Here is a 17,099-nt window from a genome sequence, read left to right on the forward strand (position 1 = left end):
AGAAGCCACCCGACGGGTTCCGGCGTGCCGGACGTTCGGATCAGCCCCGGCAGAATCCGAACGTCTTCGGCGTGCCGGCCTTGATGACGGAGTTGTACGACGCGCCGCTCAGACGCCAGGTGAAGGTTCCGCTTCCGGCGGTGAAGTCGATCGAGGTCGAATCCCAGAAGTTGCCCGGCCGGGAAGTGAGCAGGAAGTTCGGTCCAGTGATGTTCGGCGTCGCCTGGGTGAGCACCGCTCGCCACTTGATCCAGTCGGTGGATGTCGTGGACACGGTGACGTCGGCGCAGTACTGACCTCCCGGCACCGTAGGCGTGTTGCGCGGAACCACCGAGACCATCGCGTCGACGAGCGGTGCCGACGGGTTCACGGGAGCGCAGTATCCGAAGGTCGCGGGCGTACCCGACTTGATCATCGCGTTGTGCCCCACACCCGCGATCACCCATGTGCCGGTGACCGGGTCGAACGACTGGCTGACGACATTCTGGAAACCGGGCACGGCGTTGAGCCAGTACAGCGGGTTGGTGAGGTTCGGGGTGCTGTGGTCCACCGTGCCGCGCCACTTCACCCAGCCGGTGGACGTCGTGGAGACGGTCACATTCACGCAGTACTGCTGACCACCGCTGAAGTCGATCAACACGTTCAGCGCCGTGTCCACGTATGGCGCGGCAGCGCCCGTCGGTGCGCAGTAGCTGAAAGTCGTCGGGGCGCCGGCCTTGATCTGTGCGTTCCGCGAGACGCCCTTAGTCACCCACGCGCCCGCGCCTGCGTCGAAGGAAACCGTGGTCGCCGAGTTGTGCAGGTTGGTCGGCGCCGCCGCCAGCCAGTAGGCGGTGTCGGTGATTCCGGGTGTGCTGTGATCCAGCGTCGCGTTCCAGGTGATATCAGTGGGCGAGGTGGTGGACACGGTCACGGTCGCGCAGTACTGCTGGCGGTCGGATGACGTCACGTTCACGACGGCGGTGACCAGCGGTGCCGGAGGCGGAATGGTCCCCGAGACGGTCGTGGCGAACAGGTTGTCGGAGGACACGCTGCCGGCCGCCGCGCTCGCGGGAACGACCAGGACCGCGACGGCGAGCGCACTGGTCAGCAGGGTGACACCGGCGCCTGCCGTGCGCGGTTCCCGTCGCGTTCGCGTCGACCGCCTGCGCGGGCCGGACAGCCCGTCACGCCGCGGGCTGTCGGGCCCCTTCGGCGGCTGTCCCCCGCGCTCGCGCTGCCAGATGAATACGGCGGCGCCGAGCATGACTCCGCACAGCGCGGCCAGGAACAGCGGCGAGGCGACCATGCGCAGGGCGTAGGCGCCGCCGGGGATCCGCAGGATGACCTCGCCGCGGACATCGCTGTCCAGCGGGCGCCACGGGTCCACCGCTGCGTTGTTGTCGCCCTGCATGAGGTGCGTGCCGTCGGGCGCCACGCTCACCACCCGGTGCACGACGTTCATTCCTGCCCCGGGGCCGCCCTCCGGGATGCGGTAGACGACCGGAGTTCCGGCCGGGTAAGCGCCGCTGCGCCACGTGACCAGCAGGTCTTGGGGGTCATAGGTCGGCAGCATCGACTCCCCCGAGACCACCGTGATCCCGACAGGAGCGGGACCCCAGGGCCCCGGCACGCTCACGGCGAGAATGGAAACGATGACCAGCCACCCGGCAAGGCTGCGGAGACGGCGGAGCAATTGCCCCCGCCGCCCCCCGCCGGTCATCCCGTCCATGGACACCGCGTACCGACTGGTGCTAAGGAGTCGTTACGCCGCTGATCACGACGGCGGCCCCGGTCACGGCCTGTGCGAGCGGAGTCGGCGCAACCACCGTGAAGGTGTTGGCTCCGGTCACGGCGGCGCCCGACGCCGTTCCGAGCTCCGCACCGGCGGCACCGTAGAGGCTGATCTTCACGGCCTGCCCATTGCACGCGGCGTCCACGCCGGACAGCGTCACACTGGACACCTTGTACTGCGACGCGGTCGCGTCGTAAACCGTCGTGTAGCTGACGTTGACGCCGCCGACGGTGTCGCAGGACGCGACGACCGTGGTGCCTGCGCCGAGGTTGTCTGATGTGACGGTGCCGAGGCTTGCGGCCGAGGCGACCACGGCCGCGAAAGCCAGGACGCCGGCGCCGATGGCGAGAGCGAGTTGTTTGGACATGTGGTCTCCATTTGTTCGGCCCGGCCAGAAAGGCACGCCGAATATGTCGGAGCCGCGCCGCTCCCTCAGCGGAAAGCCGCCCCGATCGGCGATGTCCTCCGAATCCGTTACCGGGTCTCGCGGAGCCTCAATTCGAGGACACGTCTAAACCGTAGCGCGAGCGAAGAGTGGCAATTGTGAGCAATTCCCTAATGTTTACGCTGCTTTGTAAAGGGACCGAACGCGTTCCGGTTGTCGCACAATCGGTATTCGTTCGTCGAAATGTCCCGCCGTTCTGAACACGCGCGGACATTCTTCTGACGACAGAGAAGGAACCATGCAACACTCTCCCGCCACCGCTCCGGTCAGCGCAGCCCTTCCTCCGGCAACCGCGTCGAAACCGGCATCCGTGGGATGACGAGGCGCGAGGGCGTCGCCGGACCATAATGGATGATCTGCGGTCCTTCGTTGACATAGTGCGTGTGAGCCTTCTGCAGGAGGCCCTCGGGGTAGCGGAACACGTCGACGCCCTGAATGACCAGAACCAGCGACTCCCCCGCGGCGAAATGCGTTCCCGACGGCAGGATCTCGACCTCGACCTCGGTGGGGCGCCCCTTCTCCAGCGGAAGCGCCCGCTCGTGTTTCAGAACCGGAAGGTAGGGCAGCGACTTCTGCTCATCCTTTTCCCGGTGCGAGACCCTCAACCATCCGAGTGCGGCCGCGCCGTTGTCGAAGAGCGCGTAATAGGGGAACCCCACCACCGTTCCGTCTGCGCGCTTCTTGAAGACCGCGAGGAACAGGTCCATGTCTTCCGCTTCGGGTGCCTCGACGTGAAGGAGCGCACGGGCGTGGCCGACGACATCCGTGTCCGCGGTGAAGATGTGCTCGAACACGGCGCGCTGCGCCGTCAGACCGGCCGCGTTGCCGTCGTACTCGACGGTCCCCGACTCCAATGGCACCTCTTCGCTGAGCGCGCCGGTAGGACCGAGGTACAGCGGGAGGTACTCCACGTCGGGCAAAGGCCAGTCAGTCGACTCGCGCACGGCGCCGTCGTAATGATCGTTGCGCACTTCCACCCGCACCGGCGGCCACTCGTCGACCTCGTTCGGCACGTCCTTGAGGAATCGATCGAAGAACGCCTTCTGCCTCTCCAGGTTCTCGGGAAGATAGTACTCCGCCCATTTCTTGCGCCCGTGGACGAACAGCCACTTCTGCGCGGACGAGATCCGCCGGAACCCTTCCAGCGTCCCCCGTGTGTGCAGGCCGTGGTCGGTCCAGCTTGCGGTGACGAACGCCGGGACCGTGATCTTCTCCAGCTGTGCGGCCTTCGACGCCCAGTACTCGTCGAACCACGGGTGCTCTGCGTCCTCGGCCTCCAGGTCCTCGAGGAGCGAGCCAGGTTGCGCCACGCCCCATCGGTCCCAGATGTAGGGCCAGAAGGAGGTCTCCGGAATGCCGCCGTGGCGCGCCACCTCGCGATAGGTGTCCGTCCATCCCTCCCACGGGTTGATGCACGCAAGATGCGGTGGATTGAGCTCGGCGACCCGCCATTGCGACACAGTGAGATACGAGACGCCGGACAGGCCGACCTTTCCGGAGCACCACGGCTGCGTCCCGATCCACTCGATCAGGTCGTAGTAGTCCTCTGCCTCCTCGGGCGCCATGAAGTGTGCCGGACCGGTCGAGTTCCACATCCCCGTCATGTCGGCGGCGATCACCGCGTATCCTTGCGGCACCCAGTACGCCGGGTCCGGGGCTTCGAAAGAGACGAGGTCGCTGAGTTGGTCATCCCGCACCCCGCTGCGCGGGAACCTCTTGCCGATGGGAGCGGGGTTGGACTTGCCGTACGGCGTCCACGACGCGATCGCGGGCGCGATGGCGCCGTCGGCAGGCAAGAAGAGGTCCGCCCACACGATCTTTCCTGAACGCGTCGGCACAGCCACGTCGCGGTGAACGATGATGCCCGGGTGATGCTCGATTCGCGGCTGCACCGGCCGGCCGCCGCGTTCTTCAACGGTGTTCCGGCGGTCGCGGTAGCGGTATTCAAACGACATCGGCGTTCTGCCTTCCTTTTCGCGCAGTGCCCGGCGCGCTGTCCCGGCTTCGCGGACAACGAACTGCGTACGGTGTGCCGCGGGGTGCGCGGCGACCCGCTCGGTCGGCGAGCGGCGTCTGGTGTGAGCGTAGCTGCGACGTTGTCGCCGAGGCGGCGTGCTGTGCGGGTTCCGGGGCTGCCGCGGCAAGGTCTGGGTGAAGTGCACAGGCGGCGCATCCTGCTTGTCTTCGGAGCACGATGACACGCGGCCGGTGATCCCGATCGATGCGGCTGCGGGCAGCGCTCAGGCTGGAGTTGTCGATGGTCCGGTGCGCCGCTCGTTGGATCGAGAACCCTACGTTGCGTCGGGCGATACCTCATAGTCGCGGATCGCTGCGACCTTCTGGGCTGAGGGACTCGACGAATCGAACCGATATCCCAGCCACTCCCGAACGAGCCGCCGCGCGAGCTCCGCGCCGATGACGCGCTGACCCAGGCAAAGCACTTGTGCGTCGTTCGAAAGTACGCTGCGCTCCACTGAATAGGAGTCATGCGCGGTCACGGCCCGGATTCCCGGCACCTTGTTCGCCGATATGGCAACGCCCAGTCCCGTGCCGCAGATCAGCAGCGCACGGTCGGCCTCCCCGGCAGCGACCCGGCGCGCGGCCTGCACGGCGACGTGCGGGTAGTCGGTCGACTCACCGGCGGCCACTCCCACGTCGACGACCGACGCCACGCGCGGGTCCGCCTCGAGGTCCGCCCGGAGCAGCTGCTTGTACGCGAGTCCGGCCTCGTCGCTCCCGACGACGATGCGCAGCGGTTCGGCATCCGGGGTCATGTCCGTCACGTTGGTCCCTCCTTCGCGAGCACCCCTCGGAGCGCCGCCGCGATCAAGGCGAACGATGTGGCCCCGGCATCCGGCGTTCCGATGCTCCGTTCGGCGAGTGGTCGTGCTCGACCTTTTCTGGGCCGCATGGCCGCTGTCGCCTGAGCTGCGGCGGCAGCGGCGTCGGCGGCATCCGCCCACGCCAGCTCAAGGCGCACGCCGCTCTCGACCCGCTCGCGGAGCGTCGCCGCGAACGGAGTCAGCGCGTCGACCATGGTCTTGTCGTTCGGCTGCGCTCCGCCCAGTTCGATCACCGCGGCGAGGAACGCGTCGACGGCAGCCGGCGCGATCGTCGCGTCGTACGTCTCGCGATCGTCTCCGATCACCGCTGCCGCGGCCTCGATACCGGCGCCCCACAGCACACCGGAGGTGCCGCCGGCCTGCGCTGCCCACTCCCGCCCGGCGCGGCGAAGGTTCCATGCCACACCGCCGCCGTCCGCGGCGCTCAAGGCGGCGGCGGCCGCGTCGGCGCCCTTGACCATGCCGCGACCGTGGTCGCCGTCACCCGCGACGGCATCGATGCGGCCGAGCTCGGCTTCGTTGTCGTGCAGAACGCGGCTGACCAACCCCGCGGCCGAGCGAAACGCGGGGACGAGCGCACGAGCAGCTGCTGTCGATTCGGGAACGCGTCCGAGCTCGTCCGCGACCGCCCCGAGGTCAGCCGGGCGCAACCTCGCGGTGGCCGCGCCTACTTTGCGGTACGCCGGCGTGTAGGCATCCGCCTGCCACGCTGCCTCCAGCTCGTCGTCGAGCCACATGACGGTGAGCGAGCATCCGCCCATGTCCAGACTCGTGACCAGTTCGCCGACCTCGGCCCCGACGGGAGCGAGGTCGTGCCGGCGAAGCAGCTCCGCGACGTCCCGCCACAGGATGAAGAGCTCTTCGTGCTTGGTCGAGCCGAGTCCGTTGACGATCACCGCAACGCGGGCTGACGCCGCGGACGGGCGCTCGGAGAGGACACCGTCGACGAGCACGGCCGCCAGTTCCCGCGATGTCAGTCGAGGCGTGTCGCTCACCCCGGGCTCACCATGGATGCCGAGACCAATGCTCATCTCGCCATCCGGGACGACGAACAACGGGGCCGCCGCGCCGGGCAGCGTGCATCCCGTGAACGCGACCCCGAACGAACGGGTCCGGTCGTTCGCGAGGCGACCCAGTCGCTCGACGTCATCGAGCGAGCTCCCCTTTTCGGCGGCCGCACCCATCACTTTGAAGACCGTGAAGTCGCCCGCGATCCCGCGGCGGCCGGCGACCGTCGGCGACGAAGCGATGTCATCGGTGACGGTGACGATCCGGGTGTCGACTCCCTCGCTGCGCAGCCGATCGGCGGCGATGCCGAAGTTCATCAGGTCGCCGGCATAGTTGCCGAAGCTCAGGATGACGCCCCGACCCTGATCCGATGCCTTCGCCACCGAGTAGACCTGAGCGGCGGAGGGCGAGGTGAAGACGTTGCCCACCACGGCCCCCGCGGCGAACCCGGGCCCCACCAGACCGGCGAACGCGGGATAGTGACCCGAGCCGCCGCCGATCACGACCGCGACGCGCGGCGGCCCTTCGCGGTGCCCGACCACACCACCCGGGACCATGCGCAGCCGGTCCGCGTACAGTTCGGCGAAACCCTCGAGCTGATCGTCCACAAACGACGCGGGATCGTTGAAGATGACCGTCATCCTCTGACTCCGGCCAGGATCATCGCGATGATCGAATCGTCCTCGGCGGCAAGGCCGGCGGCCTCTCCGATGCGGTACAGCTGCTCGGCGGCAGCCGCAACCGGCGCGGCGACCTTGTGCGCCCGGGTCGCGTCTCCCACGATCCCCATGTCCTTGCCGATGACATCGAGGCGGGATCGAAGTGGGGGTTCTTCTCCGCGGATTCGCTGTGCGATTCGCGGACCACGGTCCGCCAGCATGAACGACGCCGCCGCCCCCGCCCCGAGAACGTCGATGACCATGTCCAGGTCGAGGCCGAAGCTGTGCGCGAGCGCGAGGGCCTCGGCCGCCGCCGCAGTATGGATGCCGCACAGCAGCTGGTTGACGACCTTGAGCTGCTGACCCTGCCCCACCTGGTCGCCGACGATGCACAGCGTCGAGGCGAGCGCATCGAGGACGCCGTGGGCGGCGGCGCGCGCCTTGGGCGATCCGCCCACCATGACCAGCAGCTCCCCCGTCCCGGCACGCACGGGGCCACCCGAGAGTGCGGCATCCACGCAGAGAATGTCGCGCTCCGCCAGCCGCGCAGCGGAGCTGAGCAGCGCCTGCTCGCCGACGGTCGATGTGATCACCACGACGGCGCCCGGTGCGAGCGAGGGTGCGAGAGCGTCCGAGCCGAAGAGGGCCTCTTCCAGCTGACCGGCGTCGCGGACGACGAGCACGACCACATCTGCTCCGCTGCCCGCATCGCGAAGCGTTCCGGCGCGGGTCGCGCCGCCCTGTGTTGCGGAGTCCACGGCCACGGGGTCGATGTCGTACACCTTCACCGGGAACGACCGCCCGAGGTGCAGCGCCATGGGCAGCCCCATGGCGCCCAGTCCGATCACGGTCACGTTGGTCATGGGTTGACGGTCCTCTCGCGCACCGCGGCGGTCGCCTCGCCGAGAGCGACCGCGATCATGCGTCGAACGTACTCCGCGTTGCGGGCGGCCACCGAGAGTCCATCTCCTCCGTAGTGCTCCACGCAGAACGGGGCGGCGAATCCCAAAGAGATCGCGGTCGTGATCGCGGATCGGTAATCGAGCGAGCCGGACTCCATCGGCGCCGGCACCGCGGTGATGAGCCCTCGGGCGCGATCCTCGTCGCGCGAATAGCTCTTGACGTGCCAGTAGTTCGCGACCGGTGCGCACCGGGCGCTCGCGTCCAGGAAGTCCTCGACATCCCGATGCAGTCGGTACATGTTTCCCAGATCCGGGTTCAGGCCCACGTTGTCGAGGCCGATGGATTCCACCAGGCGCAGCGCACCGTCGACCGTTCCTATGAGCGTGTCTTCGTACATCTCGAGCGACACGTCGATACCGAGGGTCGCCGCGTGCTCACCCAGTTCGCGCAGGCGGGCGGTCGCCAGCGCCCACGTGGCGGCATCCTGCTCATCGGCGGCGCCGGGCTCGGTCCAGAACCACTGGACCTTCTTCTGGTCGGGCAGGAGGGGCCGATGCAGTCCGAAGCTGACCACCGGCACGCCGAGCGCCGCGGCCGCGTCCAGCGTGCGATGGCTGTAGGCGAGATTCACCTTGCCGTCGACGGGGTCGATCACGCTGCGTCGGATCGCGGAGATGGCCACCGGACGAAGCCCGACCTGGGCGATCGTCGCGCCCAGGTCGGTCAACGCCGCCTGGTCGAGGTCTCCGGGGCGGACCCAGCTGTCGGTGATGTCGACGCAGTCGAGCCCCTCGAAGACGACCTGCGCCAAGTGGTCGAGCCACACGTCGGCGCCGGCATCGTGGCTGGCAGCGAACGGCAGCATGGCGGCCGCGATCGGCCAGTTCGCGCTGGACGAGTAATCGTGGGTCATGGCGTGACCAGCGTCAGCGCGGTCCACGACACCGGAGGAAGGGACAGAGCGACCGTCCCGTCCCGCAGGCGTGCTGTGTCGTTGCCGCGCAGGCGCACGCGATCCGGGTCCTGGAGCGTGTTGGCCGCGTGCATGTCTTCGTCGTGGAGCGACCGAACCTCACTGAGACTGACATCCCCGAGCATCCGGACGTCGATGTCGATTGCGACGTGCTCGTCCATGCTGCGGTTCACCAGGAAGACCGACGTCTCGCCGCTCTCTTCGTCAAAAGTGGCCACGGCGTCGACGACGGGGACCTGTCCATAGCTGCCCGTGTCGTACGTCGGGCAGTCCAGCTTCAGCTCCAGGCTCACGCCGCGGGCGAGCCGCGACGTCACCGCGAACGGGAAGAACGTGGTCTGCCGCCACGCCGGCCCACCGGGCTCGGTCATGATCGGCGCGATGACGTTCACCAACTGGGCGAGGCTCGCCGCGGTGACGCGGTCGGAGTGGCGAATCAGTGAGATGAGCAGGTTGCCGAACACGACGGCATCCACCACGGAGTATGAATCCTCCAGCAATCGCGGCGCGACCGGCCAGTCATCGACCGAGGTGATCCGGTCCACCTCGTTGTACCGGGACTGGTACCAGACGTTCCACTCGTCGAACGAGATGTTGATCGACTTGTCGCTGCCGCGGACCGCTTTGACGTGATCGGCCGTGGCGACGACGGAGTCGATGAACCGATCCATGTTGACCGCCGACGCCAGGAAGCTGTCGTAGTCCCCCTCGTGCGGCTCGTAGTACGCGTGACACGAGATGAAGTCGATGTCGTCGTAGGTCTCTTCCAGGACCACCCGCTCCCACGTACCGAACGTGGGCATCTGTGCACCCGAGCTTCCGCACACCACGAGTTCGAGATCAGGATCGACCTGGCGCATCGCGCGGGCGGTCTTGGACGCGAGTTCGGCATAGTCGCGTGCCGTGCCGTGTCCGAGTTGCCACGGGCCGTCCATCTCGTTTCCGAGACACCACATCCGGATGTCGTGCGGTTCCGGGGCGCCGTTGGCGACTCGCCGATCGGACAGTGCGGTCCCGGAACGGATGTTGGCGTACTCCAGAACGTCCAATGCCTCCTGCACACCGCGCGTGCCGAGGTTGACGGCGTACATCAGCTCGCTGCCGACCTTTTTGGACCACACCGCGAATTCATCGAGGCCCACCTGGTTGGTCTCGGTGGAGTGCCACGCCAGATCCAGGCGTCGCGGGCGCTGATCACGAGGCCCGACTCCGTCTTCCCATCGGTAGCCCGACACGAAGTTACCCCCGGGGTAGCGGATCGTGGACACACCCAGCTCGCGGACCAGCTCGATCACATCGCCGCGGTAGCCGTGCTCGTCCGCGGTCGCATGGCCGGGTTCATAGATGCCGTCGTACACGCACCGTCCGAGGTGCTCCACGAAGGATCCGAAGAGGCGGCGATTTACCGGTCCGACGATGAAGTGGGGGTCGATGGTGAGATGTGCGGAAGTCATGATCCTCATTGGGTGTCGAGCAGAACGGTAAACAGTGGTCGCGACGCGGCGAGCTCCGCAGGGCGCGTCAGCGTCACTTGAGACTTCCGATCGCGAGCCCGCCGCGCCAGTAGCGCTGGAGGGTGAGGAACGCGATGATCAGTGGGATCACGGACACGAGCGAGCCGAGGATGATGATGCTCCACAGGCTCTGACTCCCCGCCGCACCGTACGTGGACGCCGTCGACTGCCAGAGCCCGATGCCCACGGTGACGGGGAACAGGCGATTGTCCGACAGCATGACCAGCGGCAGGAAGTAGTTGTTCCACGACGCGACGACCGACAGCAGCAGCACAGTGACGATGGCGGGCCTCAGCATGGGCAGGGCGACCTGCAGGAACGTTCGGAACTCTCCCGCGCCATCGACCCGAGCGGCGTCCAGAAGCTCGTCGGGAACCGCGTCGCGCGCGTAGACGTTCATGAGGTAGACCCCGAACGGATTCAGCAGCGTGGGGAAGATCACCGCCCAGATCGTATTGGTCCACCCCACCTGGGCGAACAACACGAAGGTCGGGATCACGAGGGCGGTCGTCGGCACCATGACGGCGCCCAGCAGGATCGCGAACGAGAAGCGCCGACCGGCGAAGCTGTACTTGGCCAATCCGTAGCCGGCGAGCACCGCGAGCACCGTCGCTCCGATACCCCCGACGAGCGCATACAGCGCCGAGTTGGCCAGCCAGCGCGCGTAGATCCCGCCACCGTAGGTGAACAGGTCGATGAAGTTCTGGACGTAGTTGATGTCGCCGGCGAACCAGAGCGAGCTGCCGCCGCCGAACAGGCCCGCCGCGCTCTTGGAGCTGTTGACGATGAGCCACCAGAAAGGCACCAGGAAGTACAGCATCAGCAGCCCGAGCACGATGTTCAAGGGCACGCGGCCGGGCTTGCGCGGCATCGATCGACGTTCGATGGTTTTTCGAGCCGGTCGGCGTGCGCGCGTGCTCTCGAGGGGTGTGACGCTCATGACGTGAAGCTCCCTCGCTTGCGGGTCGCGAACAGGAAGATGTAGACGCAGATGAACACCACCGCGCCCAGTGCGAACGAGATCGTCGCGCCGTAGTTGTAGTTCGCGAGCGAGAACGCCTGCTGATAGGCGTACATGTTGGGGGTGAAGTCATTCGGGATGGCTCCAGCGGCGAGCTGCTGGAGGATCTGCGGCTCGTTGAAGAACTGCAGGGTGCCGATGAGCGCGAACACGAGGATCAGCAGGAGTGCGGGGGTCAGGAGCGGGATCTTGATCCGGAGGATGATCTGCCACTGCGACGCCCCGTCGATGCGTGCCGCTTCGTAGAGGGTCGGGTCGATCCCCTGCAGCGCGGCGTAGATGATGATCATGTAGTAGCCGGCCCACTGCCACGTCACGATGTTGAGCAGCCCGTAGAAGATCAGGCTCGAGCTGAGGAAGTCAGGGGCTGATCGACCGAAGGCTTCGAAGATCTCGGCGAGCGGGCCGAAGTTGTCGCTGTAGAGGAACCCCCACATGAGGGCGCCGATCACCGTCGGGATCGCGTAGGGCAGGAAGATCATGAGGCGCGAGAAGCGCGCGTACCGCGTGATGACGATGTCGAGGATGAGCGCGATCGCGAGCGAGACCGCCATCTGCAGCGGGATGAGCACCAGCGAGAACCGGATCACGAACCAGACGCCGTCCAGGAACGACGGGTCGCTGAACGCCTTCAGATAGTTGCCGAAGAGCACGAACTTCGTGCCGCCGATCATCGACTTCTGGAACATGCTGAGGTAGAAGGCGAAGCCGATCGGAAGCACGAGGAGCGCAAGGAAGACGACTCCGAACGGGCCGACGAAGAGCCAGCCGGTGAGGTTCTGACGAGCCGTGATGGATCTGCGGCGTTTCGTGGGCACAGCGCTGGCGAGCGTGGCAGTCATGATTTCTCCGGGTCTGTGTAGGGAATGAGCGGGGCCGGTCCGCGCGTGCACGGACCGGCCCCCGGCCCAGGTCACTTGACGGTGAACCCCTGTTCCTCGGCGTATGCCACCACGTCCGCCTGCAGGGCGTCCGCAGCCTCGGAACCGGTCGCCGAGCCATCGATGATGGCGGCGATCTGCTTCGTCAATGCGGAGTAGTAGTACTGCCCGAGCGGCGTGTACGTCATGCCGGTGTAGGCATTCGCCGCCGGAACGTACACCTCCTTGTTGGCCTGCTGACCGCTGAAGAACGGAACCTCGTAGTCCTGGAACTCCGGCGAGTCGAGCACGCCGACGTTGAGTGGGAAGATGATCTGGTTCTGCCAGCCGTCATCCAGTGATGCCGGGTCCGCGTACACGCCGAACGCCGCCTTGGCTGCCAGCTCGGGATCCTGCGCCTGGCTGCTCACGACGAAGGCCGAGCCGCCCCAGTTGATCGCGACCGAGTCGGCCGTGTCCCACTGCGGCATGGGGGCTGCCGCCCACACACCCGCATCCGCGCCCTCGCCGACGCCGGCTCCCTGGAGGTATCCCGGAGCCCATGCTGCCGAAAGGTAGGTGGCGTAGTCACCGCCGATCACGCCCGCGATGTACTCGGGAGTGAACTGGTCCTCTGTGCCGACCAGTCCTTTGTCGACCAGACCGTCCCAGTAGTCGAGGACTTCCTTGATCTCGGGGCTGTTGAGGTTGATCCCGATCTCGCCTTCCTTGCTGGGGTCGTACGTGAAGGGCTCGGCGCCGTTCCCGTAGAAGTACGCCGTGGTCGTGGCAGGCTGGTTCGCCGCGAAGCTCGCGAAGACCGGACCTCCCGCGTCCTTGAGCGCCTGGGCGGTGGTCTCGAGCTCGGCCCACGTCGTGGGCGGCGTGACACCGTACTGGTCGAAGATGTCGGTGCGGTAGATCATGCCCATCGGACCGCCGTCGACCGGGGCGCCGTAGACGGCGTCGCCGACCGAGACGTCCTTCCACGCGCCGTCGCTGAAGTTCGCTTTGACGTCCTCGTAGCCGAGGTCGCTCAGGTCGACGAGCGCGTCCTGGACCTGGAACGTCGGGATACGGTCCGCCTCGACCATCATCACGTCGGGGGCGCCGCTTCCGGCCGAGATGGCCGTCTGGAACTTGTCATAGGCATCGCCGCCGGCGCCTGCGTTCGTCCAGCAGACCTGGACCTCGTCGTTCTGCTCGTTGAAGTTGTCGACGACGAGCTCCATGTTCGGATACCAGGCCCACATCGTGACGACGGGGAGGTCCTCTTTGGGGATCGTGTTGGTGCAGTTGGTCGCGTCGTTTCCTCCGCCGCCGCCATCCCCGTCATCTCCGCCTGCGGAACATGACACGAGGGCGCTCGCGAGTACGAGCGTGGCTGCTGCAGCGACGACTGGGGTGGTCTTCACTGTGATTCCTTTCGGATGCTGGACAACTTTGTCGGGCGCCCACGATCGATGCGGTTCCGCTGTTCGCACGGACTTCGCGTGTGCCTGCTCCCGCGGAAGCCTTGCTTCTCGAACGCGTTTGCAACGTTGTATATTCAACGTTGTAAGAGATGATCGCGGATGCCGGCGGAGGTGTCAACGGGTTCTGTGAAGTTCACGATCCCCGCAGCGCGCGCGCCGCCGCCGACCGCCGCGCAAACGGCCGCCGATAGGCTGGCGGATACGCACACGGCGGCGGGGCGACCCAGAAGGGCCGGGAGATGAATCCCACGTTGCACGATGTCGCCCGCGTCGCCGGCGTATCGATCAAGACCGTTTCCAATGTCGTCCACGACCACCCGCACGTCCGACCGACGACGCGCGACCGGGTCATCGCTGCGATCGGCCAGCTGGGATATCAGCCCAATCTGTCTGCGCGCGGTCTCCGGTCAGGAAAGACCGGGGTGATCGGACTCGCGATCCCGTCGGTGCGCGAAGCGTATTTCGCGGAGCTGGCCGACTCGATCATCGTGGCGGCGGAAAAGCGGGGCCTCGGGGTGGTGGTCGACCAGACCAACGGGGTGCGGGCGTCGGAACTGGATGTCATCGCGGGTCGGCGTCTCCGCCTGACCGACGGCATCGTCTTCAGCCCTGTGCACATCGGCGAGCAGGACGCCGAACTGCTCCATGCACAGTTCCCGCTGGTGCTTCTGGGCGAGAGCGTCTTCGGTGGGCCGACTGACCACGTCACCATGCACAATGTGTCCTCGGCACAGGCGGCCGTCGAGCATCTGCTCGAGATCGGGCGTCGACGGATCGCCCTCATCGGTGCCGACGACCCCGACGAGACGACGTCCGTCGGGTCCGCAGCACTGCGCGTTCGCGGGTATCGTCAGGCACTCGCCAAGGCGGGTATCGCGTACGAACCGGCGCTGGTTCGCCCCGCCGGCAGCTGGCATTACGACACCGGCGCCGCCGCCACGCGGGCGCTGGTGGCATCGGGAACGGCCTTCGATGCACTCTTCGCGTTGAACGACACGTTGGCCATCGGCGCACTGCGCGCCCTCGACGAGGCCGGCGTGCGCGTGCCGGCCGATGCTGCGGTGATCGGCTTCGACAACATCGACGCGACGAGGTTCACCATTCCCTCGCTCTCGAGCGTCGACCCCGGCCGCGAGGCCATCGCGGAGGTCGCCGTCGAGATGCTCGTGGAGCGCATCGCAGAGAAGGGTGCCCCGGTGCCGCCGCGGCGGATCAAGCCGGACTTTCACATCGTCCGGCGCGAATCAACGGGCTTCGCTCATGTGGTCGATGCGGTCCGCGAGGACGCGACGTCGGCGGCGCGGGTCGTCTGACGACGGTACGGCCGCCCTCCCGCTCGCATTCGGGAACTCGGCCGTGAGGACCGTCCGCGCCAGCGCGGGGTGTCCGTCTAGAGCGGTGTGCTGCTCACGCCGAGGGCTCGGCGAAAGTGCGCGCCCGCGGCTTCGGGCGAGCGCGTGCGGTCGGCAGCAGGTGCGGGTTCGCACGCGCGGGCCCGACGGTGCCGCTCAACTCTCCGAGCCGCTCCACCCGCATCGTGACAACGTCTCCCTCTGCCAGCGGAGGCGGCGTGAGGGCGCCGCCGGCAAGTCCCCACAACTCGCCGAGGCATCCGCCGTTTCCCACCGTGCCGGAGCCGAGGACGTCACCTGGGAGCACACGCGATGCCCGCGATGCATAGGAGACGAGTTCGGCGAACGTCCAGGCCATGTTGGAGAGAAGGTCCGCTCCGAGCAGCCGGTCGTTCACGTAGACCTCGGCGCGCAGCGCGAGGAAGCCGTCGGCGTCGACGCGATCGGCGACTTCGTCCGCGGTGACGATCCACGGCCCGAGAGAGGTGGCGAAATCCTTGCCCTTGGCCGGTCCGAGACGAACATTCATCTCCTGGGACTGCAGATCGCGCGCAGACCAGTCGTTCATGATCACGTAACCGAAGATCCGCTCGTCGGCCGTGGCAGGGTCCAGGTCCTCCCCCGGGTCGCCACCCAGCACCGCGGCGACTTCCAACTCGTAGTCGAGTCTGACGGTGGCAGGTGGCCGGATCACCGCGGCGGTGGGGTAGATGGCATGCGGATTCGTGAAGTAGAACGTCGGAGCGCGATACCACTGCTCGGGTACGTGGCTGACGCCATCGGCATCCGCGCTCATCCCCTCCACGTGTTCTTCGAAGACGGCGAAATCTCGCACGGATGCGGGAACCAAGGGGGGCAGGAGCCCGACGTCCCGCAGGGGTCGGGCCGCGCTGCGATCGACAGCCGCGTACAGGTCGTGCGCTCGTCGCAGACCGCCACGGAGCACGTCCGCCACCGTCTGGCCATCTGGGAAAGCGACGACCTGATCGTCGACGACGAAACCCTCACCGAGGGTCTCCCCGTCCATCCACCGCGCAATCTTCATCGAGTGTTCCTCTCTTCGGTTCAGACGCGCTCGGCGAGCCGCTGTGCGAGCTCCCCGATCAGCCTGGGCATGTCTGCGGAATGATCCTGGCCGTCACGCTGCCACTCCGCGAGCTGGACGGACGCGTCCACGACGGCGGTGGCCCGAGCGACTCGTCGCCGGTGGAACTCGTCCCACAGCTCAGCGTCGACGCTCGTGTGCGCCTCGAGCAGTTCGGTGAGCACGAGCGCGTCCTCGAGCGATTGAGCCGCTCCCTGCGCGATGGTGGGCGGACACGAGTGAGCGGCGTCGCCGATCAGCACGACGCGCCCTCTGTTCCACGGCGCCGGCAGAACGTGCTGGGTGAACCACGTGTAGTTCACCGCGGCGTGGCCGGCCTCAAGATCGGCGCGCACGGCGTCCCACGGGCCGCCGTAACTGCGTGAGCTTTCCACCATGAAGTGGGCGGCATCCTGCGCCGACATGTCGAAGTGCTTCTCTGCGTCGAAGACGAGGAAGGCGTACATGGAGTCCTCGCCCGTCGGCGTGTAGCCGGCGATGTAGGCGGGACCGCCGTAGTAGAGCTCTGTGGTCTGGACCTCTGCGGGGCGAGAGACGAAGGCCCGCCAGATCCCCATGCCGGTGGGCTCGGGGCCGGTGTCGATTCCCAGTCCCGTGCGCACGGCGGAGTGCAGCCCGTCTGCGCCGATCACGAGGTCGTACTCACCGACCTCGCCGCCGTCGGAGAGCACGGCGACGAGCGTGCCGCGTTCTTCTGTTCCGGTCACACGGATGCCGAAACGCGTGCGAACGCCGGCGGCTTCCGCCCGATCCAGGAGAATCCGCGCAAGCGCCGGGCGAGGCATGCCCATTGCCGAGGGGAGCCCGCCCGCTGAGCGCAGCCCAGCCGCGGAGGGCAGACCCTCGGTGGCCGTGGCGCCCTCGGTGCGGCGGGCGATCACCGGAGCGCCGGGACCGGGGGCCCGCAGCGTGAGACCGTCGAAGGCGTACCCCGCCGCAGCGGCCTCGTCCCACACTCCCAAGGTCGCGAACGCGTGCAGCGCGTTGCTCTGCAGCGAGATGCCCGACCCCAGAGCTGTCAGTTCGGGTTGCGATTCGATCAGGTCGACAGCGACCCCGGCGTCGGCGAGCCGGATTGCTGCCGCCAGCCCGGCCACGCCTGCGCCGATGACGGCGACGTTCTGTACTGCTGTCACGTCAGAACCTCCTTGTTCGTGCTGCGACGGG

General features: G+C 67.3%; 14 protein-coding genes. 1 reads left to right on the plus strand and 13 read right to left on the minus strand.

Annotation, left to right across the window (positions count from 1 at the left end; genetic code table 11):
* Positions 1–40 precede the first annotated feature (40 nt).
* The 11 genes from ABD655_RS15600 to ABD655_RS15650 all read right to left on the minus strand — a co-directional run bounded on the left by ABD655_RS15600 (position 41) and on the right by ABD655_RS15650 (position 13,415).
* Positions 41–1,711, minus strand: coding sequence for a S24/S26 family peptidase (locus tag ABD655_RS15600; protein ID WP_344715337.1), 1,671 nt, complete (start codon positions 1,709–1,711; stop codon positions 41–43).
* A gap of 22 nt (positions 1,712–1,733) precedes the next feature.
* Positions 1,734–2,141, minus strand: a complete 408-nt coding sequence (locus ABD655_RS15605) for a hypothetical protein (protein ID WP_344715339.1) — start codon at positions 2,139–2,141, stop codon at positions 1,734–1,736.
* 344 nt (positions 2,142–2,485) lie between these two features.
* Positions 2,486–4,174 carry a CocE/NonD family hydrolase gene (locus ABD655_RS15610; protein ID WP_344715341.1) on the minus strand — a complete coding sequence of 563 codons (1,689 nt, stop codon included), beginning with the start codon at positions 4,172–4,174 and terminating at the stop codon, positions 2,486–2,488.
* A gap of 336 nt (positions 4,175–4,510) precedes the next feature.
* Positions 4,511–4,993 (minus strand): ribose-5-phosphate isomerase, encoded by a 483-nt coding sequence (locus ABD655_RS15615; protein ID WP_344715891.1) that lies wholly within the window; start codon positions 4,991–4,993, stop codon positions 4,511–4,513.
* A 5-nt stretch (positions 4,994–4,998) separates the two neighbouring features.
* A complete protein-coding gene (locus tag ABD655_RS15620; RefSeq protein ID WP_344715343.1) occupies positions 4,999–6,711 on the minus strand; it encodes a dihydroxyacetone kinase family protein in 1,713 nt (570 codons plus the stop codon).
* Positions 6,708–7,592 carry an NAD(P)-dependent oxidoreductase gene (locus ABD655_RS15625; RefSeq protein ID WP_344715345.1) on the minus strand — a complete coding sequence of 295 codons (885 nt, stop codon included), beginning with the start codon at positions 7,590–7,592 and terminating at the stop codon, positions 6,708–6,710. The genes ABD655_RS15620 and ABD655_RS15625 overlap by 4 nt, the downstream gene beginning before the upstream one ends.
* Positions 7,589–8,545: a sugar phosphate isomerase/epimerase family protein gene (locus ABD655_RS15630; RefSeq protein WP_344715347.1), complete on the minus strand. Its 957-nt coding sequence runs from the start codon at positions 8,543–8,545 to the stop codon at positions 7,589–7,591. The genes ABD655_RS15625 and ABD655_RS15630 overlap by 4 nt, the downstream gene beginning before the upstream one ends.
* On the minus strand, positions 8,542–10,059 hold the full coding sequence (gene arfA / locus ABD655_RS15635; protein ID WP_344715349.1) for an arabinosylfuranosidase ArfA: 1,518 nt from the start codon (positions 10,057–10,059) through the stop codon (positions 8,542–8,544). The genes ABD655_RS15630 and arfA overlap by 4 nt, the downstream gene beginning before the upstream one ends.
* 73 nt (positions 10,060–10,132) lie before the next feature.
* Positions 10,133–10,990, minus strand: coding sequence for a carbohydrate ABC transporter permease (locus tag ABD655_RS15640; RefSeq protein ID WP_344715351.1), 858 nt, complete (start codon positions 10,988–10,990; stop codon positions 10,133–10,135).
* A gap of 65 nt (positions 10,991–11,055) precedes the next feature.
* A complete protein-coding gene (locus tag ABD655_RS15645) occupies positions 11,056–11,982 on the minus strand; it encodes a carbohydrate ABC transporter permease (protein ID WP_344715353.1) in 927 nt (308 codons plus the stop codon).
* A 71-nt stretch (positions 11,983–12,053) separates the two neighbouring features.
* On the minus strand, positions 12,054–13,415 hold the full coding sequence (locus ABD655_RS15650; protein WP_344715356.1) for an ABC transporter substrate-binding protein: 1,362 nt from the start codon (positions 13,413–13,415) through the stop codon (positions 12,054–12,056).
* A 299-nt stretch (positions 13,416–13,714) separates the two neighbouring features.
* On the opposite strand from ABD655_RS15650, the gene ABD655_RS15655 reads away from it, so the two are divergent.
* Positions 13,715–14,788 carry a LacI family DNA-binding transcriptional regulator gene (locus ABD655_RS15655; RefSeq protein WP_344715358.1) on the plus strand — a complete coding sequence of 358 codons (1,074 nt, stop codon included), beginning with the start codon at positions 13,715–13,717 and terminating at the stop codon, positions 14,786–14,788.
* A gap of 94 nt (positions 14,789–14,882) precedes the next feature.
* Here ABD655_RS15655 and ABD655_RS15660 read toward each other — a convergent pair whose 3' ends face one another.
* On the minus strand, positions 14,883–15,872 hold the full coding sequence (locus ABD655_RS15660; RefSeq protein ID WP_344715360.1) for a fumarylacetoacetate hydrolase family protein: 990 nt from the start codon (positions 15,870–15,872) through the stop codon (positions 14,883–14,885).
* Between the two features lie 20 nt (positions 15,873–15,892).
* Positions 15,893–17,068: an FAD-dependent monooxygenase gene (locus ABD655_RS15665; protein WP_344715363.1), complete on the minus strand. Its 1,176-nt coding sequence runs from the start codon at positions 17,066–17,068 to the stop codon at positions 15,893–15,895.
* Between the last annotated feature and the right edge of the window lie 31 nt (positions 17,069–17,099).

It is taken from the genome of Microbacterium terregens (genome assembly GCF_039534975.1).
Taxonomy (GTDB): Bacteria; Actinomycetota; Actinomycetes; order Actinomycetales; family Microbacteriaceae; genus Microbacterium; species Microbacterium terregens.